The organism is Streptomyces sp. NPDC048361, assembly GCF_040651795.1.
Classification (GTDB): domain Bacteria; phylum Actinomycetota; class Actinomycetes; order Streptomycetales; family Streptomycetaceae; genus Streptomyces.
This window is the reverse complement of sequence record NZ_JBEZKW010000012.1, coordinates 56,365-82,571: the sequence shown is the minus strand read 5'-3', so window position 1 is coordinate 82,571 and position 26,207 is coordinate 56,365. Positions and strand designations below refer to the sequence as shown.

The window sequence follows — 26,207 nt, the reverse complement described above, 5'->3', positions numbered from 1 at the left end:
TGGCCGGTGCGCCCGGAGTGACCGGCGTGACGAGAGGACAGGAGTGGCCGGTGCGCCCGGAGTGACCGGCGTGACGAGAGGACAGGAGTGGCCGGTGCGCCCGGAGTGACCGGCGTGACGAGAGGACAGGAGTGGCCGGAGTGGCCGGTGCGCCCGGCTGCCGTGGGCGCCCCGGCTCGACCGTCACGCGTCGTGAGTCGCGCCCGCCTCCGCTCCCGACCGGGCATGGCGGTCCAGCGCCAGCCATACGCGGTCACGCGTCACCGGCATCTCGGTGAAGCGCACCCCCGTCGCGTCGCGCAGCGCGTTCGCGAACGCGGGGGCCACCGGATTGAAGGGGCTCTCGCTCATCGACTTGGCTCCCAGCGGGCCGATCGCGTCGGTGGTCTGCGTGAAGTGGACCTCCGTGCGCGGGACATCGGCGAACTGCGGCAGCCGGTAGCGGCGGAAGGCGGCCGTGGTGACCGCGCCGCGCTCGTCGATGCGTACCGTCTCGAAGAGGGTCGCGCCGAGCGCCTGGGCGACTCCGCCCTCGACCTGACCGCGGCACTGCATCGGGTTCATGACCTTGCCCGCGTCGGCCGCGTGGACACTGCGCAGGATACGGATCTCGCCGGTCGCGGGGTCGACGGCGAGGCGGAACCACTGGGCGTTGAACGCGATGGAGCGGGGCGTGCCGCCGAAGTGGCCGTCCACGGCCAGCTCGTCCTCCGCGCCCGCCGCGAGGGCCGCCTCGTGGAGCTCCTTCAGGGTCACCACCCGGCCCGCGCAGTCGAAGGCATCCGCCCCGAGCACGCACAGGTGCCGGGCCACCCCGCAGTGGCGGGCGGCGAAGGTCCGGAGCCGCTCGGCCAGCGAGGTGGCGGCGAGCAGGACGGCCTTGCCCGCCACGACCGTGCCCGCGGAGCCGAAGGCCCCGGTGTCGTGGCGCACGACATCCGTATCGGCCTGACGGACCGTCAGGCGGTCGACGGTGGTGTTCAGGGCGCCCGCGGTGATCTGCTGGTGAACGGTGGTGGTGCCGTTGCCGAACTCCGCGGTGCCGACGGCGATGTCGTACGTGCCGTCGGAAAGCAGGGTCACACGGGCGTCGGCGTAGTGTCCCCCGGGCGGGGTGGTCGCGATCATCGCCATCGCCGTGCCCTGGCCCACCAGCCACCCCTCGGGCGCCTGCTCTGCGCTGTCGTCCTCGGTGATGGCCCTGCGGACGACCGCCAGGCACTGGTCGAGACCGTACGAGGCGATGTGCAGGTCTTCCTCCTCCTCGCCGATGGGGCTGTGCAGGGGTTCGCCGGGGCCGATGATGTTCTTCTCGCGGATGACCAACGGATCCATGCCGAGCCGGTGGGCGAGCTCGTCCATCACCGATTCGACGGCGAAGGTGACCTGGCCGAGGCCGTAGCCGCGGAAGGCTCCCGACGGGACGACGTTGGTGTAGACCGAGTAGGCGTCCACCTTCTTGTGGGGTGCGCGGTAGACGGCGAACGACTCGCCCACGCTGTGGAACATCACGCCGGGGCCGTGGTTGCCGTATGCGCCGGTGTTGGTGACCACACGCATCTGGAACGCGGTCAGGGTCCCGTCGGCGCGGGCGCCCATCTTGATCCCGATGGTGAAGGGGTGGCGGGTGGTCGCCCCGAAGAACTGCTCGGCCCTCGTGAACTCCAGCTTCACCGGGCGGCGCAGTTTCAGCGCGGCCAGCGTGACGATGTCCTCGGTCAGCATCTCCTGCTTGCCGCCGAAGCCGCCGCCGACCCGTCCCGCCACGACCCGGACCTCGTCCTCGGGCAGATCGTAGAGAGCACACAGCGCGCGGCGCGTCAGGAAGGGGGTCTGGGTGGAGGAGCGCACGGTCAGCCGCTCCCCGCTGCCGTCCTCCTTCGGTTCGAAGTAGGCGACACAGCCGTGCGTCTCCAGGCTGGCGTGCTGGACGCGTTGGGTGCGGAAGGTGTTCTCGTAGACCACGTCGGCCTCGGCGAAGCCGTCCTCGACACAGCCGATCTCGCCGTGCACCTCACCCGCGACGTTGTTCTCCACCCGGGCGATCCGCATTTCGGGCCCCTTGCCGGCGTGCACGACGGGGGCGCCTGGCGCCATCGCCTCATCCGCGTCGATGACGTACGGAAGCTGTTCGTAGACCACCTCGATCCGGCGGCAGCCCTCCTCGGCGGCCTGCTCGCTGTCGGCGACGACAGCGGCGACGCGCTGGCCCACGAAGCGGACGACGTCGTCCAGGACGCGTGTGTCGTCGGGGTCCTCGCCCGGGTGCTCGTGGCGGGCCGAGGAGTACAGGGTGTCGGGCGAGTCGTGGTGGGTGAGGACGGCGTGCACCCCGGGCACGCGCAGCGCCCGGACGGTGTCGATGGAGAGGATCCGGGCGTGCGGGTGGGGGGAACGCAGCAGCTTCATGTGGAGGAGTCCCGGCACGTCGACGTCGAAGGTGTAGCGCGCGGCGCCGGTCACGACCAGAGGGCCGGCCGGAGCACCCAGATTCTTGCCAACTGCCCTACCGGCACAGGGTTGTTCGGTGTGCCGCACACTGCGCACCGCGTCCTCGATCGCGCGGTATCCGGTGCACCGGCAGATGTTGCCCTTGAACGCGCGGGGCAGGTCCGCCAGCTTCCCGTCGTCGTGCGGGGTGCCCTGTTCGGCTTCGAGGGCAGCCGTCGTCATCAGGAATCCGGCGGTGCAGAACCCGCACTGGAATCCCTGCGCTTCGAGGAACTTCCGTTGTACGGGGTGGAGTTCGCCCTCCGGCGAGGCGAGCCCCTCGACCGTCGTCACGCTACGGCCCTCGGCCCGTACCGCCGGATACAGACAGCTGTGGACCGGCTCCCCGTCGACGTGGACGGTGCATGCCCCGCAGTCGCCGCCGTCGCAGCCCTTCTTCACCCCGTACCAGCCGCGCTCGCGCAGATACGTCCGTAGACACTGGCCGGCGCGCGGCTCGGCGTCGAAGTGCTGCTGGTTGACCTCGATGCCGAAGCTCATCGCACACCGTCCCCGGAGAGGCGCGTCAGGTCGTGGCGGACTTCCTCGGCCAGACGCAGCCCCATGTGCCGCCGCCACTCGGGAAGTCCGTGGATGTCGTCGTACCAGTCGTCGTCGCGGATGTGCGTGTCGATCACCTGCTGGAGCTCCCCCCGGTCGGGAGGGAGCGGGAACCAGAAGCGGAACGGGCGCACGGTCGCCGCGCTGATGGTCACCGCCATCGAACCGTCCGCCGGGTCGAGCGTGCCGATGACCAGGGCGCCCGAGCGGCCGAGCCCGTACAGCGATGCCTGCCGGAAGGCCGTGCGGCAGGCCAGGGCGCGTCCGGGCAGCGTGACCGAGCGGAGGAGCTCGCCCTCGCCGAGGTCCTTCACGCCGGCGCCTCGGATGAAGTCGACGACTTTCACGTCGCGCACGGCACCCTCCTGCGACTGGAGCAGACAGCTGCCGTCGAGCGCGGCGGCCAGCGAGATCACGGGGCCGGCCGGCAGGCCGTTGCAGAGGTTCCCGCCCACCGTGGCCATGTTCCAGATCTTGAACGAGGCCAGAAAGGCACGGCAGCACTGCTCGAAGAGGGGCGCGGACGCCACGGGCATGGCCCGCCCGAACCGGTAGAGCTGGGCGATGGTGCACGTGGCCGCGATCTTCAGTGAACCGTCGGCGCCCACGGTGAGCGGATCCCAGCCCATCCGGCTCAGATCCACGAGACGCCGCAGATGGGGCTGCGGCTCGGAGAACAGATAGGTGCCCCCGCCCAGCCATGCGTCGCCCGCCTGCCAGGGTTCACGGAGCCGCGCGTCCCGCACGTCCGTCACGGTGTTCAGATCCATGTCTCTCCACGCCCTTCGACCACTGCATCCAGGCCAGTGAAGCCCGGAGCACGGCTGGAAACGACTGGTTCGGCGCACGGAAAACGGCGGCGCGGGAGCATGCCCACTGGAGGATTCACCAGGCGGCTTCACCGGATGGTCGACGGTCCCCGTCATCAGCCCGGCTGATCGGCGGTGCGGGCTTCGGCGGCGCTCTTCAGATCCCGTAGCCACGCGTCGAGGCCCGTGCGGAGGATGTCGGTGGCGGCGGCCACGTTGGCGTCGACCTGCGGCTGAGCGGCGCGTGAATGACGGTCTCGGTGCGGTAGCGGACGCGAGCGTCGGGGTCGACGCTCTGCCCGCGGCAGGTCAACGGTTTGGCGTGGTGGGCGGGGTGTGGCATCTCGTACGCGATCTGAAGGAATCCCCGGCGGCGCGGGGCCCGGCCGAAACCGTCGGGGCACCGTCCCTGCGCGAGCTCTTGGGGCAGCGCGCCAACTGTCATGAACCGAGCTCTAGTTGAGCGTGTTCGTGGCGGTCCGGGCAAGAGCTGAACGGGCCGCCCGCACGGCGGGATGGCCGCTGCGGCCGCGGCGTACGACGGTGAAGACTCGGCGGGTGCCGCGGCCCTGGGGGAGTGGGTGCAGGGGGACGGTCGGCCGGCCTCCGCCCCAGACCAGATCGGGCAGGAAGGCCGCCGCGTGCCGCTGTTCGACGAGGCGTAGATGGAGCAGGAGGTCGGAGGTCTCGAACCGTACGTCGGGTTCGAACCCGGCGTCGCGGCACAGGGCCACCGCCCAGCGCCGGGCGGCGGTCCCCTCGGGCTCCATGACCCAAGGGTGGCCCGCGAGTTGCCGCAGCGGGGCCAGTGGATCCGTGCTCGTCGACCGCTCGGCCGCGTCTGGGGACGCGAGGCGGATCCGGTCGTCGAGCAGGCCCTCCTCTTCGAGGTCCGCCGGGCGCGGGCCGGGGTCGCCGGGATACTCCTCGGCGAGCACCAGGTCGAAGTCGCGGGCCTGAAGGCCGGGCAGCGCGCTCTCGGGCTCCAACTGGCTCAGATGCACCCGAAGGTGCGGGTGACGGTCGCGCAGGAGCCCGAGCGCCCCGGGTATCAGGGCGAGGGCCGCCGTCTGGAACGAGGCGATGCGCAGGGTGCCGGTGAGGCCGGTGAGGCCGGTGAGGCCGGTGAGGTCGGCGAGGGAGGTGGCGATCTCGGCCTCCGCGCGGTCAAGTCGTTCGAGGACCGCCTCGGTGTGGCCGACAAGGATCTCGGCCTGATCCGTCAGGCGCACCCGCCGGCCGACCCGTTCAAGGAGCGGCACCCCTACCTCCGCCTCAAGTTGAGAGAGCTGCTGGGAGACGGAGGAGGGGGCGTAGGACAGGGCGGCGGCGACGGCGGCGAGGGTGCCGCGGTGCTTGAGTTCGCGCAGGAGGCGCAGTCGGTGCAGATCGAACATGGGCCGGCCCGCCTCTCCGGCCGCCGCCGGCTGCCGGTCGTCGTCGATCAGTCGGTGTGGCCGATGAGTATAGGTCGGAAACATGAGCTGGACCGAAGGGCGGAGATGGCCGCACCCTGGGCGTGTGCCTGAGAACGTAGCGACACTCCGCGCCCTGCCCCTCCCCTGGTTCGCCCGGCCCGGCGCCCGCACTTGGCGGTGTGCGCCCGCCCCGGCCGAGGTGCGGGACTTCCATGCCGCACTGCCCGGCTATGTGCCGACTCCGCTGACCGAACTCCCTTCGCTGGCAGCAGAGTTGGGGGTCGGCCGGGTCTTCGTCAAGGACGAGTCGTCGCGGTTCGGGCTGCCCGCGTTCAAGGTGCTGGGGGCGTCCTGGGCGGTCCGGCGGGACCTCGCCGAACGGGCCGCGAGCGGCGAAGAGGCGCGCTCGGTCACGCTGGTGACGGCCACCGACGGCAACCACGGCCGCGCCGTGGCCCACGTGGCCCGGCTGCTCGGACAGCGCGCCCACGTCTACGTACCGCACGGTGTCCATCCGCGGGCGGTCTCCGCCATCGTCGCGGAGGGAGCCGAGGTCACCGAGGTCGCCGGGCCGTACGACGACGCCGTGCGCCTGGCGGCTCGGGCCGCCGCAGGGTCCGACGCGGTCCTGGTCCAGGACACGGGCTGGCCGGGATACGAGCAGATCCCGGGGTGGATCGTCGAGGGGTACTCCACGCTCTGCACGGAGATCGACGAGCAGTTGACGGCTCAAGGCGTCGAGCGGGGGCCCGACTTGGTCGCCGTGCCGGTGGGGGTGGGGTCGCTGGCCCAAGCCGTCGTGACGCACTACCGCAGCCGTCCGTCCGGGCACGCGCCGGCGCTGCTCTCGGTCGAGGCCGAGGCCGCGGCCTGCGTCCTACGGAGCCTTGAGCGCGGCAGGCTCCTCAGCATCACCACCGGCGACACCGCCATGGCCGGGCTCAACTGCGGAACCCCGTCCAGCAACGCCTGGCCACGCCTGCGCGACGGCCTGGACGCCGCGGTCGCCGTCCCGGACTCCGCCGGCGCCCGCGCGGCGGCCCGCCTCGCGGCCCTCGGCGTCTCCTCGGGCCCTTGCGGCGCCGCGCCCCTCGCCGGCCTCGAAGCCGCGCTCACCGACCCGGGCGCCGACGACCGCCGCACGGCACTGGGGCTCGGCCCGTCGTCGGTGGTCGTCCTGTTGAACACCGAGGGGACTGCGGCGAATCCGCGTGGCGCAGGCGGTTGTTGAGACCCGGGGGTGGGGATCGGTCGGCCGCGGGCGCCGGGCGCCGGGGGCCGGGGGCCGGGGGTGCGGGTTCCTCTGGGGCCACCTGGGCTGGACGGGGACGATGAGGGCGCCAGGGTCCAGGGTTATGAGGGCGGCCGGGCCTCACCGGGTCAACGGATACCGCCCGACTGGGGCCGCCGAAGCGAAGTCGCTCCGAGAACACCCTAGGCTGCCTCCGGCATCAACCCCGAGCTCAGGAGCGTCCGCCGTGTTCGACCCCGCACCGGAACACCCCTACCCCGACGCCCACCACCCGGAGGCGACGCCCGCCCCGCATGCGCTGCTCGCGCCCGTGGTCGGCTTTCTGGGCACTTGGTACGGACGGGGTGAGGGCGGTTACCCAACGATCGACGGGGACTTCACTTACGCACAAGAGGTCACCTTCACCCACGACGGCCGTCCTTTCCTGCGGTACGAGGCCCGGGCCTGGCTCATCGGCGAGGACGGCGCGCCGCTGCGACCGTCGGCGCGTGAGAGCGGCTGGTGGCGGCTCCAGCCCGACGGCCGGGTGGAGGCCCTGATCACCCAGCCCACCGGCATCGCCGAGATCGCGGTCGGCGCGGCGAGCGGAAAGACGGTGGAGTTCGCCACCCACCAGGTGGCTCTCACTCCGACCGCCAAGGAGGTCGACGCGACCCGTCGCCGCTACGAGCTGACCGACGACACCACACTGACCTTCGCCCACGACCTGGCCGCGGTCGGCCGCCCTCTGCAACACCACCTCACGGCGGTCCTGCGGCGTCGCACGGGCTGACGGCACGCTGTCGTTCACCGTCCTGGGACATCTCGCCAAAATGCACGCGGCACCCGCTTATCAGGCGGAGGGCGTGAATCGGGCGGAGGGTGCGAATCCGGCCGCGGCGGCGAACAGTGCCACCGCGACCGTCGCGCCCAACGACCACCGCGACCGTCATGCCCACCGCTCACCGCCCACCGCCCACCGCTAACGTCCCGCCCACCGCGACCGTCGCGCCCGCCTTGCTCCACCCTGCCTCGTCCCCCATGCGCTATCCATGACGCCCGCCCCTCCCGCCCACCCCAACTACCGCTCTGCGAACGGGAGGTCCAGGCATCGCGGCGGCATCGAGGGGGCCGCGGGCCGGCGCGCAAGCGGGGTGAGTGGCGCTGGGACACCGGGACGCCCGCCCCAAGGTGACCTGCGGAGAATCAGTGTCCTGGGGCGGCCCGGAGCCGGGGGGTCCGCGCCCGGCGGGGTGCGCCATCGTCCACTCCCGTCTGCTCGTCCGGGGTTTGGCCTTGGCCTTGGTGGCTACCCGGTGTGATGAGTCCTTTCCGGGCTCCCCGCGCGAGACTGACGAGAAGAGGACAGGTCTGACATGAACAATCGAATGGGATTGGGGCTCGCGGTAGGCGCGGGCTATCTGCTCGGACGTACGAAGAAGGCGAAGCTGGCCTTCGGTATCGGCACTTTGGTCATGGGCAAGCGCCTGCAACTGAACCCCCGCGCGATCGCGGACTTCGCGGCGGCGCAGCTGGCGGCGAACCCGCAGTTCAAGGAGATCGGTGAGCAGCTCAGGGAGGACATGCGCGGCGTCGGCAAGGCCGCGACCGGCGCGATCCTCAACCGGCAGATCGAGGGCCTCGCCGACCGGCTGCACGATCGTACGCAAGGCGTGCAGGACCGCATGTCCGGCGTGCTCTCCGGCGTGACCGGCGCCAGGGACGAACGGGACGAAGAGGGCGAAGAGGGCGAGGAGGAAGAGAGCGCGGACGAACAGTCCGACGGCGAGGACGACGCTCCCGCCAAGTCGTCTTCGCGTTCCTCCTCCCGGTCGTCCTCCTCCCGCTCGGCGTCGGGCCGCTCCTCATCGGGCCGCTCCTCATCGGGTCGGTCGACGTCCAGGTCGTCCAGCGGCGGCGGGACGGCGTCCAAGTCCCGCTCCGCAGGCGGTACGGCCGCCAAGTCGGCCTCGTCCAAGGGCACTTCGGCCAAGAAGACCGCGCAGACCACGCAGCGCACGGCGAAGCGCGCCACGGCCAAGAAGACCGCGAGCCGCCGCACCGCCAAGGGTGGTGACGACCGTGGCTGAGTCGAAGAACCCGCTGGTCAACAACCCCGCGGCCGATCGTCTCAAGTCGGAGCTCCAGTCCTATCTGCTGGCTCAGGGCGAGCGGCTCCTCGTGGGTGTGGGGCACAAACTGGGCGAGAGCACGGGCAAGCTCAACGACATAGCCGAGGGCCGCAGCCCCGGCTTCGCCAAGCTGGCCCTCGAAGGCGGCCGCAAGGTCGCCGAGGGCAAGGGGCCCGTCCGCGCCGCGGTGGAGATGGGCGCCTCTCATCTCAAGGAGAACGCCAAGGACATGTTCAAGGGAATCGGCGGGCGGAAGAAGGGCGGCGCGGGGCGCAAGCCGACCGTGATCATGGAGTCCGTGGACGTGGGCGTGCCGGTGCGCGACGCCTACGACCAGTGGACCCAGTTCCCGTCCTTCTCCACCTTCGCCAAGGGCGTCAAGAGCGCGACCGTCGCCGACGACACCACGTCGGACTGGAAGGTCAAGGTCTTCTGGTCCAGCCGGAGTTGGAAGGCACACACTACCGAGCAGGTGCCGGACGCGCGCATCGCCTGGACCTCTGAGGGTGCCAAGGGCACGGTCAAGGGCGTCGTCACCTTCCACCCGCTGGGCGAGAACCTCACCCGGGTGCTCCTCGTCATGGAGTACTACCCGAAGGGGCTCTTCGAGAAGACTGGCAACATCTGGCGCGCCCAGGGCCGACGTGCACGGCTCGACCTCAAGAACTTCGCGCGCCACATCGCGATGCTGGGTGAGGCCGACGGCGGCTGGCGGGGCGAGATCAGGGACGGCGAGGTCGTGGTCAGCCACGAGGACGCCGTCGCCGAGGAAGAGGAGCGGGACGCGCAGGACTCCGGGCCGCAGGACGGCCGGGACGAGGACGACCCCGAGCAGGACGACGAGGGCGCCGACGAGTTCGAGAACGAGGACACCGAACCGGAAGAGGCCGAGGGGTCCGAGGAGTCCGAGGAGCCTGAGGAGCCTGAGGAGGAGGCCGAGGGCGAGCCCGTCCAGGAGTACGACGAGGACGAGGTGGACCCCGACGCCGAGGACGCCGAGGACGCCGACGGCGCCTACGAGGGCGAGTACGAGGACGAGGAGCCGGCCGAGGGTGAGGAGCCGGCCGAGGACGGCGAGCCCGTCGAGGACGACGAGCCCGTCGAGGGGGAGTACGAGGACGAGGGCGCCGTCGAGGAGGAGGCCGACGAGGACGAGCTCGACGACCCCGAGGAGGCGTCGTCCGCGAAGAAGCGCCGCGCCTACGCGGGCGGCCGGAGCAGCAGCCGCCGGTGACCCGCCACCTATGACCCTCCCCGGGGGCGGCACGAGCCGCCCCCGGGGACCTTTGACGTGACGTCATGTCGGACACCGGGCCGCGGAGGCAGGGAAAGTGACCGTGAACAAGAAGGACCGCAAGACCCGGTTGACCGTCCTGGTGGCGCTGGGGGCCAACCTCCTCATCGCCGCCGCGAAGGCGGGCGCCGGAGTGCTGGCCGGTTCGCCCGCACTGCTCTCGGAGGCGGCGCACTCCGTGGCCGACAGCATGAACGAGGTGTTCCTGCTCGCCGCGTTGCGGCGCAGCCGGCGCCCGGCCGACCAGCGCCACCCGTTCGGCTACGGCAAGGAGCGCTACTTCTGGTCCCTGCTCGCCGCCGTCGGCATCTTCGTCATGGGGGGTTGCTTCTCCTTCCTCCAGGGCATCGAGGCGCTGGGCTCGAACGAGCAGGAGTCCACCGGCGGCTACATCGCGGGGCTGTCCGTCCTGGGCGTCGCCCTCGCCGCCGAGGGCGGCTCGCTGCTGCGGGCCCTGTACCAGGTACGCGGGCAGAAGGGCGGCATCGGCGGAGATCCGGCGCTCCGTACCGTCATCGCCGAGGACGGCACCGCGGTACTCGGCGTGCTGCTCGCCGCGGGAGGCATGACCCTGCACATGGTCACGGGCCGAGTGGTCTGGGAGGCGTCCGCCTCGCTCGCCATCGGACTGCTCCTCGTGTACGTGGCGTACCGCCTGGGCAAGGAGGCGCGCGACCAGCTGATCGGCGAAGCCGTCGACCCAGAGCTGCGCCGCCGCATCCGCGCCCTGCTCGACGAGCAGCCCGAGATCGACAACGTTGCCGACCTGCTCACGATGCGGCTCGGCCTCGACTCGACGCTGGTCGCCGCCCGGATCGATCTGCGGCCCGGGCTCGACAGCGAGGATGTCGAGCTGGTCTCCGAGCGCATCAAGGCGGCCGTGGCGGAGGAGTGGCCCGAGGCTGACCATGTGTTCCTCGACATCACGGACGCCCCGCCCGGGGAACGGCCGGCGCACGCCGCGCGGGACAACACCTCGGCCTGACGGCGGGGCACCCCGCTCACACAAAAGGTGACGTACGGCTGTGACGTACAGACGTGACGTACCGCGTCCGCGGACATGGAGCACTCTGCGGACATGGAGCACAGAGACACAGACATGACGATGCCCGGCCGCTCGGGACGGCCGGGCATCGCGTGTGCGGGGACGTCACATGTGCGGGCGTCCGTAATAGCCGCCGACCTGCTCGTGGTACGTGGGGTCCCCGAGGTGCTTCTCCTTGTCGAACTCGGGGGAGTCCTTGATCTGTTCCTTGGTGCAGGCGACGTAGATCTTCTTCTCGACCGCGTCGATGCGCGTGAGGACACCGGCCGGCAGCAGGACGTGCTTGCCGAAGATCCAGGGACCGGTGTCGACGACGATGTACGAGGAGCTGACCTCCTCGGAGTACTTGTCGACCTTGCCGATGCTTCCGTCGGTCGCCTCGACCTTGAACCCGGTCAGGTCGGTACCGGGCTGGTAGGCCGCGGCCTCCGGGTAGGCCCAGATGTTCTCCATGGTGGAGGATTCCCTTCGGATGGACGGTGATGGCGGGATGCGGACGACGGACGCGGTTCGGTGTTCCACGTTTCGTACGCGGGGCCCGTCGGCCCGCCAAGCTCCCGGGTGCCCCCGGCCCTCGCCCCTACACTCCGTGGAGCCGGCCCGTCGCTTCTTTCAGCCGTTCGGGCTACCCGGTGCGTGCCGGGTGGCACGCCTGTGGCGTGCCCGACAGAGTGTGCGGACCACGAAGTGAGGGGTTGCAGCCGGTGAGTGCCCAGGTGAGTGCCATGGACGAGTTCCTCGACCACCTCGATTACCCGATGTACGTGGTGACGGCCGTAGCGGGTCGGGAGCGGGGCGGGTGCCTGGTGGGGTTCGCTTCGCAGTGCTCGATGGTGCCGGTGCGGTTCATGGTGTGGCTGTCCACCGCCAACAGGACGTACCGCGTGGCACGTTCGGCCGAAGTCCTCGCGGTGCACCAGCTGGCGCGCGCGCAGTTCGACCTGGCGGAGCACTTCGGCGGCACGACCGGTGACGACGTCGACAAGTTCGCCGGCGTCGCCTGGCATGAGGGCCCCGGCGGCACGGTGATCCTGGACGACGTCCCGGCGTGGTTCGTCGGCCGGGTGGAAGACCACGTCGAGGGCGGCGACCACGTGGGGTTCCTGCTCAGTCCCTTGGCGGCCGCGTCCGCCGAACCGCCGTCGCCGGACGCGGAGTTGTTCCGGCTGAGCGACAGCGAGGGCATCGAAGCGGGCCACCCGGTGCAGGACGCCTGACCGGCGCTGCCCTGCGGCGGTGTCGGGTCAGGCCGAGCGGGTCTTGGCCAGCAGCTCGCGGATCTCGGCCGTCGTGCCGGTCTCACCGAGGCGGGGGAAGATCGCCTCGATGCTGTTGCGGTGCGCGTCGGCCCGCAGATCGGTCATGGCGTCGGTGGCCAGGGTCACGTGGTAGCCGTGCTCGTGGGCGGCGCGTGCGGTCGACTCCACGCCGATGCTGGTCGCGACCCCGGTGAGCACGATCTGGGTGATGCCGCGGCGGCGGAGCTGGAGGTCGAGGTCGGTGCCGTAGAAGGCGCCCCAGTTGCGCTTGGTGACCGTGATGTCCTCGGGGTGCCCGGCCAGCTCGTCGACGATCAGGTCCCAGCCCTCGGGCGGAGTGCCCCGCCCGTTACTCGTCTCGGTACGGCCCGGGGCCGCGTCGGAGCCGTCGGCGGCGAACGAAACGCGGACCAGGACGACGGGCAGCCCGTGCGAACGGAAGGCCTCGGCGAGTTCTGCCGAGCGGGCCACGACCTCCGATGTGGGGTACGGCTGGGCCGGGGAGGCCACGATGCCGCGCTGGAGGTCGATGACGACGAGGGCGGTGCGCGGGTCGAGAGTGGTGAGAGCCATGGTGATGCCTTTCTTGCCTACTGGCCTTGCCTACCGGTCTTGGTGACCGGTCTTGTCGACTGGTCTTGTCGAACGGGTTTGTTTGCCGGCCTTGTTTGCCGGGCCGAGTGGATCGGTCTTGGATCGGCCTTGCCGACTGGCGCGGCCGACCGCTTCGACATGGCGGGGGGAGAGGCGGGGAAGCGGGCGCGGCCGACCGCTTCGACATGGCGGGGGGAGAGGCGGGGAAGCGGGCGCGGCGGAGGGAGCCGGCGCGCCCCGACGGGCTCGGCCGCTGGCCGGCCGGGTCACGGTTGGGCGAGTCTCTCCAGCAGGGCCATCGCCTCGGCGATGGTGCCGCGCTCGTCCTCGGTGTAGCGCTCCTGGAACGCCTGCGTGAGCCACTCGGCACGCGCCTGACGATTGCCTTCGGCGCGCTCGCGACCCGCCTCGGTCAAGGTGACCAGCTGGCGCCGGCCGTCCTCGGGGTCAGGGCTGCGCTGGATCAGACCCTGCTGGTCGAGGGCGGCGAGCGTCGCGGCCATCGACTGGGGGCGCACCCCCTCGGTGGCCGCGAGAGCACTGGCCGACGCCGCCCCGCCCTTGTCGATGAGGGTCAGCGCGGAGACCTGCGAGGGAGTGAGGTCCTGGACGTCCGCGACCTCCCGGAGCCTGCGCCGCAGCCGGCTGAAGACGACCCGAAGGTCGCGTGCGGCGCGGACGGCGGACGCGGAGACGCCTTCGGGGGTGTCGGTCATGCCGCCCACCGTAAAGTCTTCAGTTGAAACTGTCCAGTTTGAGCTGAACGATGCTGAACGATGGGGCGCAGCCGGGCCCGGTCCGGCGGGTCGCCCGCATGCGGGCCCGGCTGCCGGGCGGGTCGCCGCGCGCGCGGGCGGCCGTAGGGCCGGTGGCTCATGCCGAGGTGGGGCCACCGGATCTGAGGGAACCGGGCGGCCACACCACGTCGACCGGCAGCCCGGCCGCCCGGGCCTCGGCGACCATGTCGGCGGTCCCGCCGCCGCGCCCCGTCGGCGCGCCGCCGTCCCACACGGCCACCAAGCGGTCGGCTCCCTTGAGCAGCCTCCGGTTCGCCGCCTCGTAGGCGTCGCGCCCCGCGTGGTCGTACGGCATGACCGCCACCTCCTGCGCGGCGCGGCACAGCGCGTCGAACAGGGCCAGGTCGGCCGCGCTTACCTCTGCCTCGCGGTAGTCGCGGGACGGGATGACCGCGACCAGCCTGCCGCCCAGGGCGAGCACCTCCTGGGCGAAGACGGTGTCGGCCCCCGGGGCCAGGCAGGAGCGGCCCACCAGGCCGGGGGTGAACGCGTCGAGGAGCTTGCGCAGTGCGGCGCGGACCGGCCCGACGCTGTCGGGGGTCAGGTCCATGTGGCCGGTTACGGCGATCGTGGTCACACGACAACTTCCTTTCCGGCGGCTCTGGTTGGCCGTCGCGCTGGGCCGGTCGATCGAAGCGATGTCCCTCGGGCCCAACGCCGGGCATCACACTGCGAGGCCGACACATCCCAGTACGTAGGTGGTCGCGAAGATGGCGGGGATCCAGCGCTCGACATGGGTCAGCGGCAGATAGGCGTTCCAGTTGCGGCCCTCCTGGAGGGCCTGCCACTCGGCAGCCTTGAAGGCGCGGGCCGGCAGGCGCTCCTCCAGGGCGGCGATCACCTGGAACTTGCCGTTGTTCAGCTGCTGGTAGGAGCGCAGTGTGAACCACCAGGCTGTGCACAGGGAGAGCAGCACGAGCAGCCCGCCGACCAGGAGGACGACGGAGGGCCGTGCGCGCTGCGGCTGCGTCAGCCAGACGCCGAGGAAGGCGAGCAGACCGCTGTGGAGGGTCACGAAGAAGGTGTTGGCCAGGTTGCGGCGGGCGCTGACCCGGTCCGCCATCTCGACACACAGCTTGTACTGCTCGAAGACGGCGGCGTTGTACGTCGACCTCTCCGCGCCGTAGTCGGACGCCGTGACGCCCGCGTTCCACAGGGTTTCGCTGATCTCGGCCATGACGGCATCATGCCCCAACAGCCCTTTCCCGGACGGTGACTTGACCAACCGGGCGCCGACACCGCCGTCGGTGACTGATGCGGTGTCAGGACGGAACCACGGTCTCCGGTGCCTGCCCGGACGCGAAGTGCCGCCGACCGGCTGCGGGGCAGCTGATCGGCGGCACTCTCGTACAGAACGGCACTCGCGCACGAAGGGCGAGGCCGGGCGGCACCGGAAGCACCGTTGGGTGGCACTGGGGACGCCGCCGAGCGAGGCCGGGCGGCGCCGGGGCGCCGGGCGGGTCAGGAGCGGGGGCTGCGGGGCTCCTCGGCCTGCTGCGCGTCCTTCTCCTTCTGCTTCTCCTTGATACGGACCGTTTCCTTGCGGACCTCGGCCTGGGTGGCGCGCTCCTTCTGGAGCCACTCCGGGTTCTCCTGCTTCAGGGCGTCGATCTGCTCCGTGGTGAGCGCCTCGGTGACCCCGCCGCGCGCAAGACCCGCGATGGAGACGCCGAGCTTGGCCGCGACCACCGGACGGGGGTGCGGGCCGGTGCTTCGCAGGTCCTGCAGCCACTGGGGCGGGTCGGTCTGCAGCGCGTTGAGCTCGGTGCGCGAGACCACACCCTCCTGGAACTCGGCGGGGGTGGCTTCGAGGTACACACCCAGCTTCTTCGCCGCGGTGGCGGGCTTCATCGTCTGGGCGGTCTGGTGCGACGTCATGGTGTCAAGAGTAGCGAGCGTGTGCGATCCCGCCGACCACGACCGGTAACCTGGCGGGGTGACAGGCTCGGAAGAACCCCCATCGTTCCGGCTCGCCTACGTTCCGGGTGTGACGCCGAGCAAGTGGGTGCGGATCTGGAACGAGCGGCTGCCCGACGTGCCCCTGACGCTCACGACGGTGACCGCCGCCGAGGCGCCCGCCCTGCTGCGCGGCCGCGAGGCCGACGCCGGGTTCGTGCGGCTGCCGGTCGACCGCACGGGTCTCAGCGCGATTCCGCTCTACACCGAGACGTCGGTCGTCGTGATTCCCAAGGACCACCTCTTCGCGGCGGTCGAGGAGGTGTCCGCGGAGGAGCTGGCCGACGAGATCGTGCTGCACCCCCTCGACGACACCCTCGACTGGGAGCGCCCGCCCGGCCAACCCGCGTTCGAGCGCCCCGCCACCACGGAGGACGCCGTCGAACTGGTGGCGGCCGGAATCGGGCTGCTGGTCGTGCCGCAGTCACTCGCCCGTCTCCACCACCGCAAGGACCTCACCTACCGCACGGTCACGGGTGTCCCCGAGTCGCGGGTCGCCCTGTCGTGGGCTGAGGAGGAGGTCGCGCCCGACCTGGTGGAGGAGTTCATCGGAATCGTCCGCGGCCGCACCGTGAACAGCTCCCGCGGCCGTACGCCGACCCCGCCGCAGCCCAAGCAGAAGCGCGCCGACAAGGGCGGGGCCCAGCGCAAGACGGCCGGCAGGCCCTCGGGCGGTACGGCGGGCAAGTCCGGCGGCAAGAACGCGCGGGGCGGTTCCGGCGCACCGAAGAGCGGTGCCAAGCGCGGCAAGCCCCGCGGCCGCAAGTAACCCGCCACGACCCGGGCATCGCGCAGCAAGTAGTAGCCCGTACATGCCCGTGCGTCCAGCCCTCGGTGGGGCGGCCGTGGTGTCTGCGCGCGCCTAGCCCTTGGTGGGCTGGGCCCGTACGTGCATGCGCTCGCCCTGAGCCCCGTACAGGGAGAGGAACTCCACGGGCCGCTCGCCCGGGTTGGCGAAGCCGTGCGGGGTGCGGGTGTCGAATTCGGCGGCCTCGCCCGCGGTGAGGATCAGGTCGTGGTCGCCGAGCGCGAGCCACAGCCGTCCCGACAGGACGTACAGCCACTCGTACCCGTCGTGCACATTCAGCTCGGGCCGTACGTCCTGGGCGGCCTTCCGGGGCGGGATGATCTGCTTGTACGCGTGCAGCCCGCCCAGGTAGCGGGTGAGCGGCACGAAGGTCTGGCCGTGCCGCGTGAAGGGCCGCGGGTGGATGCGGGGGTCGCCCGTGGTGGGGGCGCCGACCAGTTCGTCGAGCTGCACCCGGTACTCCCTGGCGAGCGGCAGCAGCAGTTCGAGGGTCGGCTTGCGCTGTCCGGACTCCAGCCGGGAGAGCGTGCTCAGGGAGATCCCGGTCGCTTCGCCGACCTGGGCAAGCGTGGCGTCCCTGGCCTGGCGCAGCGCGCGCAGCCGTGGTCCCACTCCGGACAGCACATCGGTGAGGTCGTCGTCTTGAGCCATGACTCCATTTGCCGTATCGGCAAGAAGCTTTGTCAACCCGGCGGGTCCAGGCGCAGCATCGCGGCATTGGAGGTGTCGCACATGAACGAGCGAACGGAACACGCGATGGACAGCACTCCCGAGAGCGGGCGCCGGACGGTGTACGACGTGGTGGTGATCGGGGGCGGCGCCGCCGGGCTGAGCGGTGCGCTCACCCTGGGCCGGGCCCGGCGCTCGGTCCTGGTGGTCGACGCGGGGCAGCCCCGCAACGCCCCGGCCCGCGGCGTCCACGCCCATCTCGGCCACGAGGGCACCCCGCCCGGCGAACTGCTCGCCAAGGGGCGGGACGAAGTGCGGCGCTACGGAGGGGAGTTGAGGAGCGGAAGCGCGACGGGCGCCGAGCGCGTCGGCGACGGTTTCCGCGTCACCCTCGCCGACGGGGGACGGCTGCGCGCCCGCCGGCTCCTGGTGGCCACCGGCCTCGTCGACGAACTCCCCGACGTTCCCGGCGTCGCGGAACTGTGGGGCAGCGACGTACTGCACTGCCCCTACTGTCACGGCTGGGAGGTGCGGGACCAGGCCATCGGCGTCCTGGGGACCGGGCCGCTCGCCGTGCACCAGGCCCTGCTGTGGCGGCAGTGGAGCGCGGACGTCACGCTCTTCCTGCACACCATGGACGAGCCGGACGAGCAGCAGTACGAGGAACTGGCCGCCAGGGGTATCGGTGTCGTGGTCGGCGAGGTCGCCGCGCTGGAGACGTGCGACGGACGCCTGCACGGCGTACGGCTCGCGAGCGGACAGCTGATCTCACGTCAGGCACTCGCGGTGGCAACGAAGTTGAGGCCGCGGGCCGGCGTGCTCGCTTCGCTCGGTCTCGCACCCATGGACCTGGAGATGGCCGGAACCGTCGTCGGCGCCCATATCGCCGCCGATCCGGTCGGCGCCACCGAGGTGCCCGGTGTGTGGGTGGCGGGCAATGTCGCCAACCCGCTGGACCAGGTCGTCGCGGCGGCCGCCGCCGGGGTGCGGGCCGGGGCGGCGATCAACGCGGACCTGATCGCGCAGGAGACCCGCCGAGCCGTCGAGGCGCGCAGGGAACCGTTCTCCGCGCGGCTGGAGCGAGAGGTCTGCGAGGTGGTCCTGGGCGACCGGCGCCACGGCCTGTAACGCGAGCCCGGGGCGTGGAAGCTCTCGTTCAAGAGCGCGTAACGAGCCAGAAGTTACCTCCAGGTATCTAGTGACTTATCACGCCTGCGCCAGTAGAACCTGTTCTCACTCCGTCGAGAGTGAGGAATGTCACATGAGTGACCCTACCACGCAACCTTCGGGCACCCCGGGTGTTTCGCGGCGAAGATTCATCGCTGGAACAGGTTCTATTGTCGGGGCCGCTGCCCTCATCGGGCACGGCGCCGTGGCCCAGGCGCGATCCTTCGCCCCGAAGGCCGCCATCGGCGACGGCGCCCACGTGCCGGCCCTCGTGATCGGCACCGGATACGGCGGCTCGGTCGCGGCCCTGCGACTGGCCCAGGCCGGCGTCGACGTGCAGATGATCGAGATGGGCATGGCGTGGGACACGCCGGGCTCGGACGGCAAGATCTTCTGCAACACGACGACGCCGGACTACCGCTCCTACTGGCTGCGCACCAAGACCAAGCAGCCGCTGAGCAACTTCTTCGGCATCCCGATCGACAAGACCATCCCCCGCTACACCGGGATCCTGGACGCCGAGGACTTCAGCGGGATCACCGTCTACCAGGGCCGAGGCGTCGGGGGCGGCTCGCTCGTCAACGGCGGCATGGCGGTCACGCCCAAACGCGAGAACTTCGGCGCCATCCTCCCGTCGGTCAACCCCGACGAGATGTACGCCACCTACTATCCGCGCGCCAACGCGGGGCTCGGCTCGGGTCTCATCGATCCGGCCTGGTTCGACACGGTGGACTGCTACCAGTTCGCCCGTGTCGGCCGTAAGCAGGCCCAACGCTCAGGCTTCCCCTTCGAGTTCGTACCCGACGTGTACGACTGGGACTACATGAAGCAGGAGGCGGCCGGCACCGTCCCGAAGTCGGCCGTCGCGGGCGAGATCCTGTACGGCAACAACTACGGCAAGAAGTCGCTCCAGAAGACCTATCTGGCCCAGGCGAAATCGACCGGCAGGGTCACCATCTCGCCGCTGCACCGGGTCACTTCGGTCTCCCCGGCCTCCGGTGGCACCTACACCGTCGTCATCGAGCAGCTCAACACCAACGGCGACGTCACGGCCACCAAGTCCGTCACCGCGGACAAGGTGTTCTTCGCGGCCGGCAGCGTCGGCACCAGCAAGCTGCTCGTCAAACTGAAGGCCACCGGCGCCCTGCCCCGCCTCAACGGGGAGATCGGCCGTGGCTGGGGCGACAACGGCAACGTCATGTGCGGGCGCGCCAACTACCTGTGGGATCCCACCGGCAAGATCCAGGCGTCCATCCCGTGCGGCGGCATCGACAACTGGAACGCCGGCGGCGCCTTCGCCGAGGTGGCACCGCTGCCCACCGGCATCGAGACGTACGCCTCGTTCTACCTGTCGATCACCAAGAACCCCAACCGCGGCACGTTCTCCTGGAACCCCGTGGCCGGCCGCGTCGACCTGGACTGGCAGACCGCCTGGAAGCAGGCCTCCATCGACATGGCCAAGACGATCTTCGACAAGATCAACGCGACGGAGGGGACGATCTACCGCACCGACCTGTTCGGCGTCTACAAGGTGTGGAACGACACCCTCACCTACCACCCGCTGGGCGGTGCCGTGCTCAACAAGGCGACCGACAACTACGGCCGTCTGCAAGGGTATCCGGGCCTGTACGTCATCGACGGCTCGCTGATCCCCGGCAACACCAGCGTCAATCCGTTCGTCACCATCACGGCGCTCGCCGAACGGAACATCGAGAAGATCATCGCCGCCGATCTCGCATGACGGCACAGCGCGGGGCCGCCCGGGACGCCGGGCGGCCCCGTCGTCAGGTGGTGGGAAGGACGCACACGGAGTCGAGGCCGAGCACATGGTTGAGCCGGCCGAACGCCAGCCAGGAGCCGATGCTCATGCTCAGCTCCACGATCTCGACCTGGCTGTAGTGCGCGGTCATCCGCTCCCAGAACTCCTCGTCGAGCCCGTGGTGGTCCACGGCGTACCGCTCGGCGTACTCGGCGGCGAGCCGGGTGCGGTCGTCGAACGCGTCGGTGGTACGCCACTCGGTGACCGCGTCGGCGAAGGACTCCTCGACCTTCTCGCCGTCCCGGTCGGTCCGCCAGTCCAGACAGAACTGGCACCCGTTGATCTGCGCGATCCGCAGCCGCGCCGCCTCGAACTCCCGTAGCCCCAGGGTGGTGTGGGCATAGACGGAGAGGGAGAAGTTCGCGGCGGCCATGCCGATGCCGGGCACCATGTCCCCCCACACGTACCCGATCGGCTCCTGCCCCTCGGGGATGTCGATCCTCATCGTTGTTTCCTTCCGAGTCTGCCGACTGCCGGGCGCAGCGGGATGTCGAGCGCGTCGTAGAGTCCGGGCTCCGCCGCCACCAGCCAGTCGACGGCGTTCACCAGGCGGCCGACCGCGGTGGCGTTGCCGCCCGCCGACCGGTTCGCGCCCTCGTCGGTCGCCGCCACGGTGACCTCGATGCGCGGCCGCCCCTCGATCACGACACGGTGTGCCCCGTCACCGCCGTCGGGCGGCACCGGCCAGTCGGGGGCGCAGGAGGGGTGAATACGGGTGACGTGCTCGATGACGATGCGCGGTTCACCCTCGACGATGCCCTGGACCTCGAACCGCACCGCACCCTGGGTGCCGGCCGCGAAGGTGCCCATCGTCCGCGTGCTCACCGTGGCGTCCAGCGGCCGGCGCTGCATGGTCTCGCGGATGTCGTCGAGCTCGACGCTCAACGCACGTGCCATCAGCCGGAGTTGACCGCCCCACACCATGGTGGGAATGGACGGCGCGAGCATCAGGGGCTCGTACTCCATCGGATGGCCCATGCCGATCAGATGCCGGACCGACTCCTCCTGCTCATAGGTGGAGTAGTCGAAGATCTCCTGGCAGCGGATCGCGTCCACGGTGGTGCCGAGCCCGCTCATCAGCAGCGGCAGTACGTCGTTGCCCCAGCCCGGGTCGACACCCGAGACGAAGAGGGACCCGCCGCCCGCCGCGATCGCGGCGAGTACCGGGTCCCTGAATTCGGGTGGTGCGCTGACGTGGTCGTAGAGCGGGTACAACGCGGGCGTGACCACCACGGCGCCCGCGCGGATCGCACGGCAGACGTCGGCCAGCGCCTCGTCGGGGCGGATGTCCCCGGACGCCGCGTACACGACGGCACGCGGCCGTGCGGCCAGGACCGCCTCGGCGTCGTCACTCGCCGCCACGCCCAACACGCCCTCGGCCCCCGCGAGTTCACCCGCGTCGCGGCCCACCTTGGCCGGGTCGTGGACGAGTACGGCCGCGAGTCGCAGAGCGGGATGGGCCTCGACGGCACGTATCGCCGCACGGCCGACATTGCCGGTACCCCAGACAACCGTGGGAATCATGCGCGGAGGGTAGCGAGAAGGCCCAGAGGTTCCTAGAGCCGTGCCTGGAAAAGATGCCGCCGGTGCGGGCCCCCGCGCGCGCCCCTACGGCACGGTCCGGTGCGGGGGCGGCGCGGCCCTGTGCGTGTGCTGCGGCGGACGCGCCACGGGCGGGGCGACGGCGGCGGTTGGGGTGGTGGTGGCGGCGGTGGAGGTGGCGGCGGTGGAGGTGGCGGGCGAGCGGACCCGCGTCAGGTGGGCGAAGACGACGAGGTTGCTCTCGTACCCCGCCTTGGGAGTGAACCGGCCGCCGCAGGTGATGAGACGCAGCTCCGGGCGTTTCGCCGGTCCGTACACCTCCTGGTCGGGAAAGTGCGCCTTGTCGTACGTCTTGACCCGGTCGACGGTGTAGACGGCGACCTTGCCGTCGGCGCGGCGCGCCTCGACCAGACGGCCCGGGCGCAGTACCCGCAGTTCGACGAAGACGGCGGCCCCCGTCTTCGTGTCGCGGTGACCGACCGCGACGGCGGTGCCCGACTCGCCCGGTGACGGCCCCTGCCGGTACCAGCCCACCACCTTCGGGTTGTCCACGGGCGGCGTGGTGAGGTGGTGCTGGGCGTCGAGGCCCAGGGCGACGACCGGCGCCACGATGCCGAGGTACGGGATCGCGAGCGAGACCGCGGGCGATGGCGGCAGCGGCCGGGGCGGCGGCGCCGTGGGGCGCGGGGACGCCGCGCCCCGGCTGTCGCCCGCCGGGGCGGCGGCCACCTCGGAGTCCATCGGCCCGGCGGCCGACAGTGCGGCGGGGTCGTCGTCCTGGGCCCACCAGACGCCGCCCACCACCAGGGACAGGGCCAGGGCCGCCGTCCTCGTCAGGCGGTAGGCGCGCGTCCGGCGACGGGCGATGGGGGCGCGTCTACGCTGCGCCATCGGGGCGACGGCGAAGGCGGCGGATGTACAGCACCCCGGCGACCGCGACGAGACCCACGCCCGCCACGGCCCCCGCCTGGGGGATGCTCGGAGTGTCGGCGAGGCCGCCGCCGCCGGCCGGTACCCCGCCGTGCGGCGGGCCGTAGGCGCCGATCGCCGCCGCGCGGGGCGCAGAGGACGGGCACTCGACCTTGAAGACCTTCTGCTTGCCCGCGCCCTTGCCGCCCACGATGGTCCAGGTGAGCTTGTACTGCCCGTTGGGCAGCGTGAGCGGCGTGGTGTGGCCGGTGCCCGTCGTGAGCTGGACGGTGCCCGAGAGGGAGGGGCCGCCGGCCCTGTCGGGCTGGGTGTTGACGTTCCAGGTGATGGCCTGCGCGGTGTCGAAGTTGAACGCGTCGAGGTAGAAGTTGCAGACCTTCGGCTCGTCGCGCGGGTCGGTGAAAGGCGTCCCCATCGCGTGGAGCTTGATGTCGCCGTTGTCGCCGGGGGCGGCGAAGGCGGCGGGGGCCGAGGTGAGCGCGGTTGCCGCGAGGGTGAGCGCCGCGACGGCGGCGAGCCGCGTACGGGGGCTGGCGTGCAGTGCTGGGGCAGGCATGGGCATTCCTCTGGTCGGGATGATTGTCATACAAATCGGACCTGTGCCTGACTCTCTTTCACGTCGTGCGCGGCGGCGCCCGAGCCTCGCCGCGACACTCGCGGAATATCACCCGTCCGCCGCAATCCGCTGCGCCCGGGACCGGCTCCGCACGGCGAGCGGGACCCGCTCCGCATGGCCGGCAGGGCCGCCGCGCACGGCCATTGCCCGCCGAACGCCCCTGTGGTTAGCCTGTGTTCGTCATCCCGGCCATTGGCCGGAGTTTCGAACGAAGAGGGTGGGTGGCTGAGCGATGGGCCGACTGGTTCCCGCGGTGACGAGGGCGCTCGACGTCCTCGAACTCTTCCTGGAGAGCGAAGGCAGCCTCTCCGCGCCCGACGTCATCCGCCGCCTCCAGCTCCCCCGCACCACCGTGCACGAGCTGCTCACCACCCTGGCGGCCCGCTCCTATCTGGCGCCGGTGCCCGAGCAGCCGGGCCGCTACCGGCTCGGCGTCCGCAACCACCAGCTCGGCAGCCGGTACGCCGAGCAGCTCGACCTCGCCGCCGAGGGGCGGCAGGTGGCGCGCGAGGTCGCGGAAACCTGCGACGAGACGGTGCACGTCGCGATCCTGGAGGACGCCGACGTCATCTACATCGCCAAGGTCGACTCCACCCACGCCGTCCGCATGGTCTCGGCCGCCGGCCGCCGGCTTCCCGCGCACTGCACCTCCGTCGGCAAGATGCTGCTCGCCGCCCTGCCCGAGGGGGAACTCGACACCCGGCTCGCGGGGCGCGACCTCGTCGCGATGACGCCCGACAGCATCACCGACCCCGTCGCCCTGCGGGCCGCCCTCACCGAGATCCGCGCCCGCGGGACCGCCGTCGAACACCGTGAGTCCAACCCGGACGTCAGCTGTGTGGCCGCGCCGGTCAGGGACGGGGCCGGGCGGGTGGTCGCCGCGCTCTCGATCTCCGTACCGATGACACGGTGGAGCGAGGAGCGCGAGGCGGAGCTGGCCGGGCTCGCCGCGAAGGGCGCGGGAGACCTGTCCGCACGGCTCGGACACCGAGGGGCACGATGACGTACGAACTCGCGGTACGGGAGTGGGCCCAGCTCGGCGAGGGGCCCACCTGGGACCCGGCGGCCCAACGGCTCATCTGGGTCGACATCCTCTCCTCGCGGATCCACACCTACGCGCCCGACACCGGTCGCCGTACCGTCCTCGCCGCCGAGCAGCATGTCGGCGCGGCGAAGCCGCGGGCCGGGGGCGGCCTCGTGGTCAACCTCCGCGACGGCGTCGCCCTCTACGGCCCGCGGGGTGAGTTCCGCTGGCTGGTCCGCGACCCCGTGCCGGGCCGGCGCGGCAACGACGCGGCGGTCGCCCCCGACGGCGCACTGTGGGCCGGGACGATGCGGTACGACGAGGCCCCCGGCGGCGGCTCCCTGGCCCGCGTCGCCGCGGACGGTACGACGACCGGGGTCCTCGACGGCGTGACCATCAGCAACGGCACCGGCTGGAGCCCGGACGGCCGTCTCATGTACTACATCGACACCCCCACCCGGAACATCGACGTGTTCGACTTCGACGGCCGACTCCCGCACAACCGCCGGGTGTTCGCGTCCATCGAGCCCGACGCCGGGCACCCCGACGGGCTCACCGTCGACGCGGAGGGCGGCGTCTGGGTCGCGCTGTGGGGCGGGGGAGCGGTGCGCAGATACGCCGATGACGGCAGCCTCGTCCTCGTCGTCGAGCTGCCCGTGCGGCGCCCCACCGCCTGCGCCTTCGGCGGCCGGGACCTCACCGACCTGTATGTCACCTCCGCACGCGTCGGCGGGACCGCGCCCGAGCCCCTCGCCGGCTCGGTGCTCGTACTGCCCGGCGTGGGGCGCGGTCTGCCGGGGTTCGCCTTCGCCGGCTGATGGGTCGTCATGCGCTTTGCGCCCGGCGGACGTTCCGCCGGGCGCACGCGGACCACCCGTTCTCAGCGCGTGGAGAAGGAGTGGACGGTGGAGGTGCGGTATGTCGTGCCCGGGCGCAGCACCGTCGACGGGAACGCGGGGTGGTTGGGGGAGTCGGGGAAGTGCTGGGTCTCCAGGGCGAGTGCGTCGCCCTGACGGTAGGCGTGCCCCGCGGTGCCCACCAGGGTCGAGTCGAGGAAGTTGCCGCTGTAGAACTGCAGGCCCGGCTCGGTCGTGTACATCCGCATCACCCGGCCCGACGGCGGGTCGGTCAGGGTGAGGGCATGGCCGGGAGTGGTCGAAATCCCCTTGTCGAGGACCCAGTTGTGGTCGTACCCCTTGGCGTACACCAATTGCTCGCCGCCCCGGCGCAGGTCCCGGCCGATCGGCTTCGCCCTGCGGAAGTCGAAGGGCGTGCCCGCCACCCGTGCGAGCTCACCGGTCGGGATGAGGCCGGCGTCGACGGGCGTGTAGCGCGCGGCGGCCAGTTCCAGGGTATGGCTCTCGATGGAACCGCTGCCCTCCCCGGCCAAGTTGAAGTAGGTGTGGCTGGTGAGGTTGACGACCGTCGGCCGGTCCGTCGTCGCCGCGTAGTCGATCCGCCAGTCGCCGCGCGCCGTCACGGTGTACGTGACGCGGACCTTCAGGGTGCCGGGATAGCCCATCTCGCCGTCCGGGGAGACCCGGGTCAGCACCAGGCCGGCGTCCCCGCCCCGGGTGAAGGGCTCCACCTGCCACATCCGCTTGTCGAAGCCCTGGGTGCCGCCGTGCAAGCTGTTCGCGCCGTCGTTGAGCGGGAGTTGGTAGGTGTGACCGTCCAAGGTGAACCGTCCGGCCGCGATGCGGTTGCCGTACCGGCCGATGAGTCCGCCGAAGTACGGGCTCTTCGCCACGTAATCGGCAAGGTTGTCGAAGCCCAGCGCGATGTTGGCCAAGTGGCCGTTGCGGTCGGGGACTTCGAGGCGGTGCACCACACCCCCGTAGGACAGGATCTGGAGGCGGGTGCCGCCGCCGGTGACGGTCCACACGTCCACCGCCGTGCCGTCGGCCAGGGTGCCGAAGTGCCGCTTCGAGGGGTAGTGGCGCGGCGCGGCCTGGGCGGGGGCGCCGGTGGTGAGCGTCGTCGTCGCGGCCAGTCCCGCCGCGCCGGCCGCGAGTACGGCGCGTCTGCTGGTGTTCATGGAGCGGC

Annotated in this window: 26 protein-coding genes and 1 pseudogene; 11 read left to right on the top strand and 16 right to left on the bottom strand. The window is 71.4% G+C overall.

From position 1 onward, the window contains the following. Window positions 1–183 precede the first annotated feature (183 nt). The 4 genes and pseudogenes from AB0D31_RS09525 to AB0D31_RS09510 all read right to left on the bottom strand — a co-directional run bounded on the left by AB0D31_RS09525 (window position 184) and on the right by AB0D31_RS09510 (window position 5,257). Window positions 184–2,991: a molybdopterin-dependent oxidoreductase gene (locus AB0D31_RS09525; RefSeq protein ID WP_362719363.1), complete on the bottom strand. Its 2,808-nt coding sequence runs from the start codon at window positions 2,989–2,991 to the stop codon at window positions 184–186. Next, window positions 2,988–3,821: an FAD binding domain-containing protein gene (locus AB0D31_RS09520; RefSeq protein ID WP_362719360.1), complete on the bottom strand. Its 834-nt coding sequence runs from the start codon at window positions 3,819–3,821 to the stop codon at window positions 2,988–2,990. Before AB0D31_RS09520 ends, AB0D31_RS09525 begins: the two co-directional genes overlap by 4 nt. Window positions 3,822–3,976: 155 nt before the next feature. Further along, window positions 3,977–4,090, bottom strand: a pseudogene (locus AB0D31_RS09515) (polyketide cyclase /reductase); the annotation flags it as partial. 225 nt (window positions 4,091–4,315) lie between these two features. After that, the gene (locus AB0D31_RS09510; RefSeq protein WP_362719507.1) at window positions 4,316–5,257 is read right to left on the bottom strand and encodes a LysR substrate-binding domain-containing protein; all 942 of its coding nucleotides are present in this window, start codon (window positions 5,255–5,257) and stop codon (window positions 4,316–4,318) included. A 124-nt stretch (window positions 5,258–5,381) separates the two neighbouring features. Between AB0D31_RS09510 and AB0D31_RS09505 the strand changes: the two genes are divergently transcribed. The 5 genes from AB0D31_RS09505 to AB0D31_RS09485 all read left to right on the top strand — a co-directional run bounded on the left by AB0D31_RS09505 (window position 5,382) and on the right by AB0D31_RS09485 (window position 10,920). Continuing rightward, window positions 5,382–6,509 carry a diaminopropionate ammonia-lyase gene (locus AB0D31_RS09505; RefSeq protein WP_362719357.1) on the top strand — a complete coding sequence of 376 codons (1,128 nt, stop codon included), beginning with the start codon at window positions 5,382–5,384 and terminating at the stop codon, window positions 6,507–6,509. Between the two features lie 247 nt (window positions 6,510–6,756). After that, entirely contained in the window at window positions 6,757–7,302 is a 546-nt protein-coding gene (locus AB0D31_RS09500; protein ID WP_362719354.1) for an FABP family protein, read from the top strand. Between the two features lie 583 nt (window positions 7,303–7,885). Next, entirely contained in the window at window positions 7,886–8,599 is a 714-nt protein-coding gene (locus AB0D31_RS09495; RefSeq protein WP_362719352.1) for a DNA primase, read from the top strand. Further along, window positions 8,583–9,875, top strand: coding sequence for an SRPBCC family protein (locus AB0D31_RS09490; RefSeq protein WP_362719350.1), 1,293 nt, complete (start codon window positions 8,583–8,585; stop codon window positions 9,873–9,875). The genes AB0D31_RS09495 and AB0D31_RS09490 overlap by 17 nt, the downstream gene beginning before the upstream one ends. 103 nt (window positions 9,876–9,978) lie before the next feature. Beyond that, window positions 9,979–10,920, top strand: coding sequence for a cation diffusion facilitator family transporter (locus tag AB0D31_RS09485; protein WP_362719347.1), 942 nt, complete (start codon window positions 9,979–9,981; stop codon window positions 10,918–10,920). A gap of 165 nt (window positions 10,921–11,085) precedes the next feature. Here AB0D31_RS09485 and AB0D31_RS09480 read toward each other — a convergent pair whose 3' ends face one another. Further along, the gene (locus tag AB0D31_RS09480; RefSeq protein WP_362719344.1) at window positions 11,086–11,433 is read right to left on the bottom strand and encodes a PRC-barrel domain-containing protein; all 348 of its coding nucleotides are present in this window, start codon (window positions 11,431–11,433) and stop codon (window positions 11,086–11,088) included. A 263-nt stretch (window positions 11,434–11,696) separates the two neighbouring features. Here AB0D31_RS09480 and AB0D31_RS09475 point away from each other — a divergent pair, with 263 nt between their 5' ends. Continuing rightward, window positions 11,697–12,197 carry a flavin reductase family protein gene (locus AB0D31_RS09475; protein WP_362719504.1) on the top strand — a complete coding sequence of 167 codons (501 nt, stop codon included), beginning with the start codon at window positions 11,697–11,699 and terminating at the stop codon, window positions 12,195–12,197. Between the two features lie 27 nt (window positions 12,198–12,224). On the opposite strand, the gene AB0D31_RS09470 is transcribed toward AB0D31_RS09475, so the two are convergent. The 5 genes from AB0D31_RS09470 to AB0D31_RS09450 all read right to left on the bottom strand — a co-directional run bounded on the left by AB0D31_RS09470 (window position 12,225) and on the right by AB0D31_RS09450 (window position 15,508). Further along, window positions 12,225–12,812: a hydrolase gene (locus AB0D31_RS09470; RefSeq protein WP_362719342.1), complete on the bottom strand. Its 588-nt coding sequence runs from the start codon at window positions 12,810–12,812 to the stop codon at window positions 12,225–12,227. A gap of 287 nt (window positions 12,813–13,099) precedes the next feature. Beyond that, window positions 13,100–13,549, bottom strand: coding sequence for a MarR family transcriptional regulator (locus AB0D31_RS09465; RefSeq protein WP_362719340.1), 450 nt, complete (start codon window positions 13,547–13,549; stop codon window positions 13,100–13,102). Window positions 13,550–13,706: 157 nt separating this feature from the next. After that, entirely contained in the window at window positions 13,707–14,207 is a 501-nt protein-coding gene (locus tag AB0D31_RS09460) for a hypothetical protein (protein ID WP_362719337.1), read from the bottom strand. A gap of 87 nt (window positions 14,208–14,294) precedes the next feature. Continuing rightward, window positions 14,295–14,807 carry a hypothetical protein gene (locus AB0D31_RS09455; RefSeq protein ID WP_362719335.1) on the bottom strand — a complete coding sequence of 171 codons (513 nt, stop codon included), beginning with the start codon at window positions 14,805–14,807 and terminating at the stop codon, window positions 14,295–14,297. A gap of 284 nt (window positions 14,808–15,091) precedes the next feature. Continuing rightward, window positions 15,092–15,508 (bottom strand): DUF5997 family protein, encoded by a 417-nt coding sequence (locus AB0D31_RS09450; RefSeq protein WP_362719332.1) that lies wholly within the window; start codon window positions 15,506–15,508, stop codon window positions 15,092–15,094. Window positions 15,509–15,566: 58 nt separating this feature from the next. Here AB0D31_RS09450 and AB0D31_RS09445 point away from each other — a divergent pair, with 58 nt between their 5' ends. Continuing rightward, window positions 15,567–16,355, top strand: a complete 789-nt coding sequence (locus tag AB0D31_RS09445) for a LysR family transcriptional regulator substrate-binding protein (protein WP_362719329.1) — start codon at window positions 15,567–15,569, stop codon at window positions 16,353–16,355. Window positions 16,356–16,448: 93 nt separating this feature from the next. On the opposite strand, the gene AB0D31_RS09440 is transcribed toward AB0D31_RS09445, so the two are convergent. Beyond that, window positions 16,449–17,045, bottom strand: coding sequence for an XRE family transcriptional regulator (locus tag AB0D31_RS09440; RefSeq protein WP_362719326.1), 597 nt, complete (start codon window positions 17,043–17,045; stop codon window positions 16,449–16,451). Between the two features lie 81 nt (window positions 17,046–17,126). On the opposite strand from AB0D31_RS09440, the gene AB0D31_RS09435 reads away from it, so the two are divergent. Together AB0D31_RS09435 and AB0D31_RS09430 are read left to right on the top strand one after the other, a co-directional pair. After that, on the top strand, window positions 17,127–18,191 hold the full coding sequence (locus AB0D31_RS09435) for an NAD(P)/FAD-dependent oxidoreductase (protein WP_362719323.1): 1,065 nt from the start codon (window positions 17,127–17,129) through the stop codon (window positions 18,189–18,191). A 133-nt stretch (window positions 18,192–18,324) separates the two neighbouring features. After that, on the top strand, window positions 18,325–19,971 hold the full coding sequence (locus AB0D31_RS09430; RefSeq protein WP_362719320.1) for a GMC oxidoreductase: 1,647 nt from the start codon (window positions 18,325–18,327) through the stop codon (window positions 19,969–19,971). A 43-nt stretch (window positions 19,972–20,014) separates the two neighbouring features. On the opposite strand, the gene AB0D31_RS09425 is transcribed toward AB0D31_RS09430, so the two are convergent. From AB0D31_RS09425 to AB0D31_RS09410, 4 genes are all read right to left on the bottom strand, one after another. Next, window positions 20,015–20,494, bottom strand: coding sequence for a carboxymuconolactone decarboxylase family protein (locus AB0D31_RS09425; protein ID WP_362719317.1), 480 nt, complete (start codon window positions 20,492–20,494; stop codon window positions 20,015–20,017). Further along, window positions 20,491–21,573: a dihydrodipicolinate reductase gene (locus AB0D31_RS09420; protein WP_362719315.1), complete on the bottom strand. Its 1,083-nt coding sequence runs from the start codon at window positions 21,571–21,573 to the stop codon at window positions 20,491–20,493. The genes AB0D31_RS09425 and AB0D31_RS09420 overlap by 4 nt, the downstream gene beginning before the upstream one ends. A gap of 84 nt (window positions 21,574–21,657) precedes the next feature. Further along, entirely contained in the window at window positions 21,658–22,482 is an 825-nt protein-coding gene (locus tag AB0D31_RS09415; protein ID WP_362719313.1) for a class F sortase, read from the bottom strand. Next, on the bottom strand, window positions 22,469–23,077 hold the full coding sequence (locus tag AB0D31_RS09410) for a hypothetical protein (protein WP_362719311.1): 609 nt from the start codon (window positions 23,075–23,077) through the stop codon (window positions 22,469–22,471). The genes AB0D31_RS09415 and AB0D31_RS09410 overlap by 14 nt, the downstream gene beginning before the upstream one ends. Window positions 23,078–23,369: 292 nt before the next feature. Here AB0D31_RS09410 and AB0D31_RS09405 point away from each other — a divergent pair, with 292 nt between their 5' ends. Both AB0D31_RS09405 and AB0D31_RS09400 read left to right on the top strand, forming a co-directional pair. Then, window positions 23,370–24,140, top strand: coding sequence for an IclR family transcriptional regulator (locus AB0D31_RS09405; RefSeq protein ID WP_362719308.1), 771 nt, complete (start codon window positions 23,370–23,372; stop codon window positions 24,138–24,140). Next, entirely contained in the window at window positions 24,137–24,979 is an 843-nt protein-coding gene (locus AB0D31_RS09400) for an SMP-30/gluconolactonase/LRE family protein (RefSeq protein WP_362719305.1), read from the top strand. Before AB0D31_RS09405 ends, AB0D31_RS09400 begins: the two co-directional genes overlap by 4 nt. Window positions 24,980–25,041: 62 nt before the next feature. On the opposite strand, the gene AB0D31_RS09395 is transcribed toward AB0D31_RS09400, so the two are convergent. Beyond that, window positions 25,042–26,199: an aldose epimerase family protein gene (locus AB0D31_RS09395; protein WP_362719302.1), complete on the bottom strand. Its 1,158-nt coding sequence runs from the start codon at window positions 26,197–26,199 to the stop codon at window positions 25,042–25,044. Between the last annotated feature and the right edge of the window lie 8 nt (window positions 26,200–26,207).

Excerpts from the sequence above, each read along its gene's own strand:
- AB0D31_RS09420 (WP_362719315.1), bottom strand. The coding sequence starts at position 21,573 with ATGATTCCCACGGTTGTCTGGGGTACCGGCAATGTCGGCCGTGCGGCG.
- AB0D31_RS09520 (WP_362719360.1), bottom strand. The coding sequence starts at position 3,821 with ATGGATCTGAACACCGTGACGGACGTGCGGGACGCGCGGCTCCGTGAA.
- AB0D31_RS09395 (WP_362719302.1), bottom strand. The coding sequence starts at position 26,199 with ATGAACACCAGCAGACGCGCCGTACTCGCGGCCGGCGCGGCGGGACTG.
- AB0D31_RS09400 (WP_362719305.1), top strand. The coding sequence starts at position 24,137 with ATGACGTACGAACTCGCGGTACGGGAGTGGGCCCAGCTCGGCGAGGGG.
- AB0D31_RS09410 (WP_362719311.1), bottom strand. The coding sequence starts at position 23,077 with ATGCCTGCCCCAGCACTGCACGCCAGCCCCCGTACGCGGCTCGCCGCC.
- AB0D31_RS09425 (WP_362719317.1), bottom strand. The coding sequence starts at position 20,494 with ATGAGGATCGACATCCCCGAGGGGCAGGAGCCGATCGGGTACGTGTGG.
- AB0D31_RS09465 (WP_362719340.1), bottom strand. The coding sequence starts at position 13,549 with ATGACCGACACCCCCGAAGGCGTCTCCGCGTCCGCCGTCCGCGCCGCA.
- AB0D31_RS09480 (WP_362719344.1), bottom strand. The coding sequence starts at position 11,433 with ATGGAGAACATCTGGGCCTACCCGGAGGCCGCGGCCTACCAGCCCGGT.
- AB0D31_RS09510 (WP_362719507.1), bottom strand. The coding sequence starts at position 5,257 with ATGTTCGATCTGCACCGACTGCGCCTCCTGCGCGAACTCAAGCACCGC.
- AB0D31_RS09430 (WP_362719320.1), top strand. The coding sequence starts at position 18,325 with ATGAGTGACCCTACCACGCAACCTTCGGGCACCCCGGGTGTTTCGCGG.
- AB0D31_RS09455 (WP_362719335.1), bottom strand. The coding sequence starts at position 14,807 with ATGGCCGAGATCAGCGAAACCCTGTGGAACGCGGGCGTCACGGCGTCC.
- AB0D31_RS09405 (WP_362719308.1), top strand. The coding sequence starts at position 23,370 with ATGGGCCGACTGGTTCCCGCGGTGACGAGGGCGCTCGACGTCCTCGAA.
- AB0D31_RS09415 (WP_362719313.1), bottom strand. The coding sequence starts at position 22,482 with ATGGCGCAGCGTAGACGCGCCCCCATCGCCCGTCGCCGGACGCGCGCC.
- AB0D31_RS09450 (WP_362719332.1), bottom strand. The coding sequence starts at position 15,508 with ATGACGTCGCACCAGACCGCCCAGACGATGAAGCCCGCCACCGCGGCG.
- AB0D31_RS09470 (WP_362719342.1), bottom strand. The coding sequence starts at position 12,812 with ATGGCTCTCACCACTCTCGACCCGCGCACCGCCCTCGTCGTCATCGAC.
- AB0D31_RS09525 (WP_362719363.1), bottom strand. The coding sequence starts at position 2,991 with ATGAGCTTCGGCATCGAGGTCAACCAGCAGCACTTCGACGCCGAGCCG.
- AB0D31_RS09440 (WP_362719326.1), bottom strand. The coding sequence starts at position 17,045 with ATGGCTCAAGACGACGACCTCACCGATGTGCTGTCCGGAGTGGGACCA.
- AB0D31_RS09495 (WP_362719352.1), top strand. The coding sequence starts at position 7,886 with ATGAACAATCGAATGGGATTGGGGCTCGCGGTAGGCGCGGGCTATCTG.
- AB0D31_RS09435 (WP_362719323.1), top strand. The coding sequence starts at position 17,127 with ATGAACGAGCGAACGGAACACGCGATGGACAGCACTCCCGAGAGCGGG.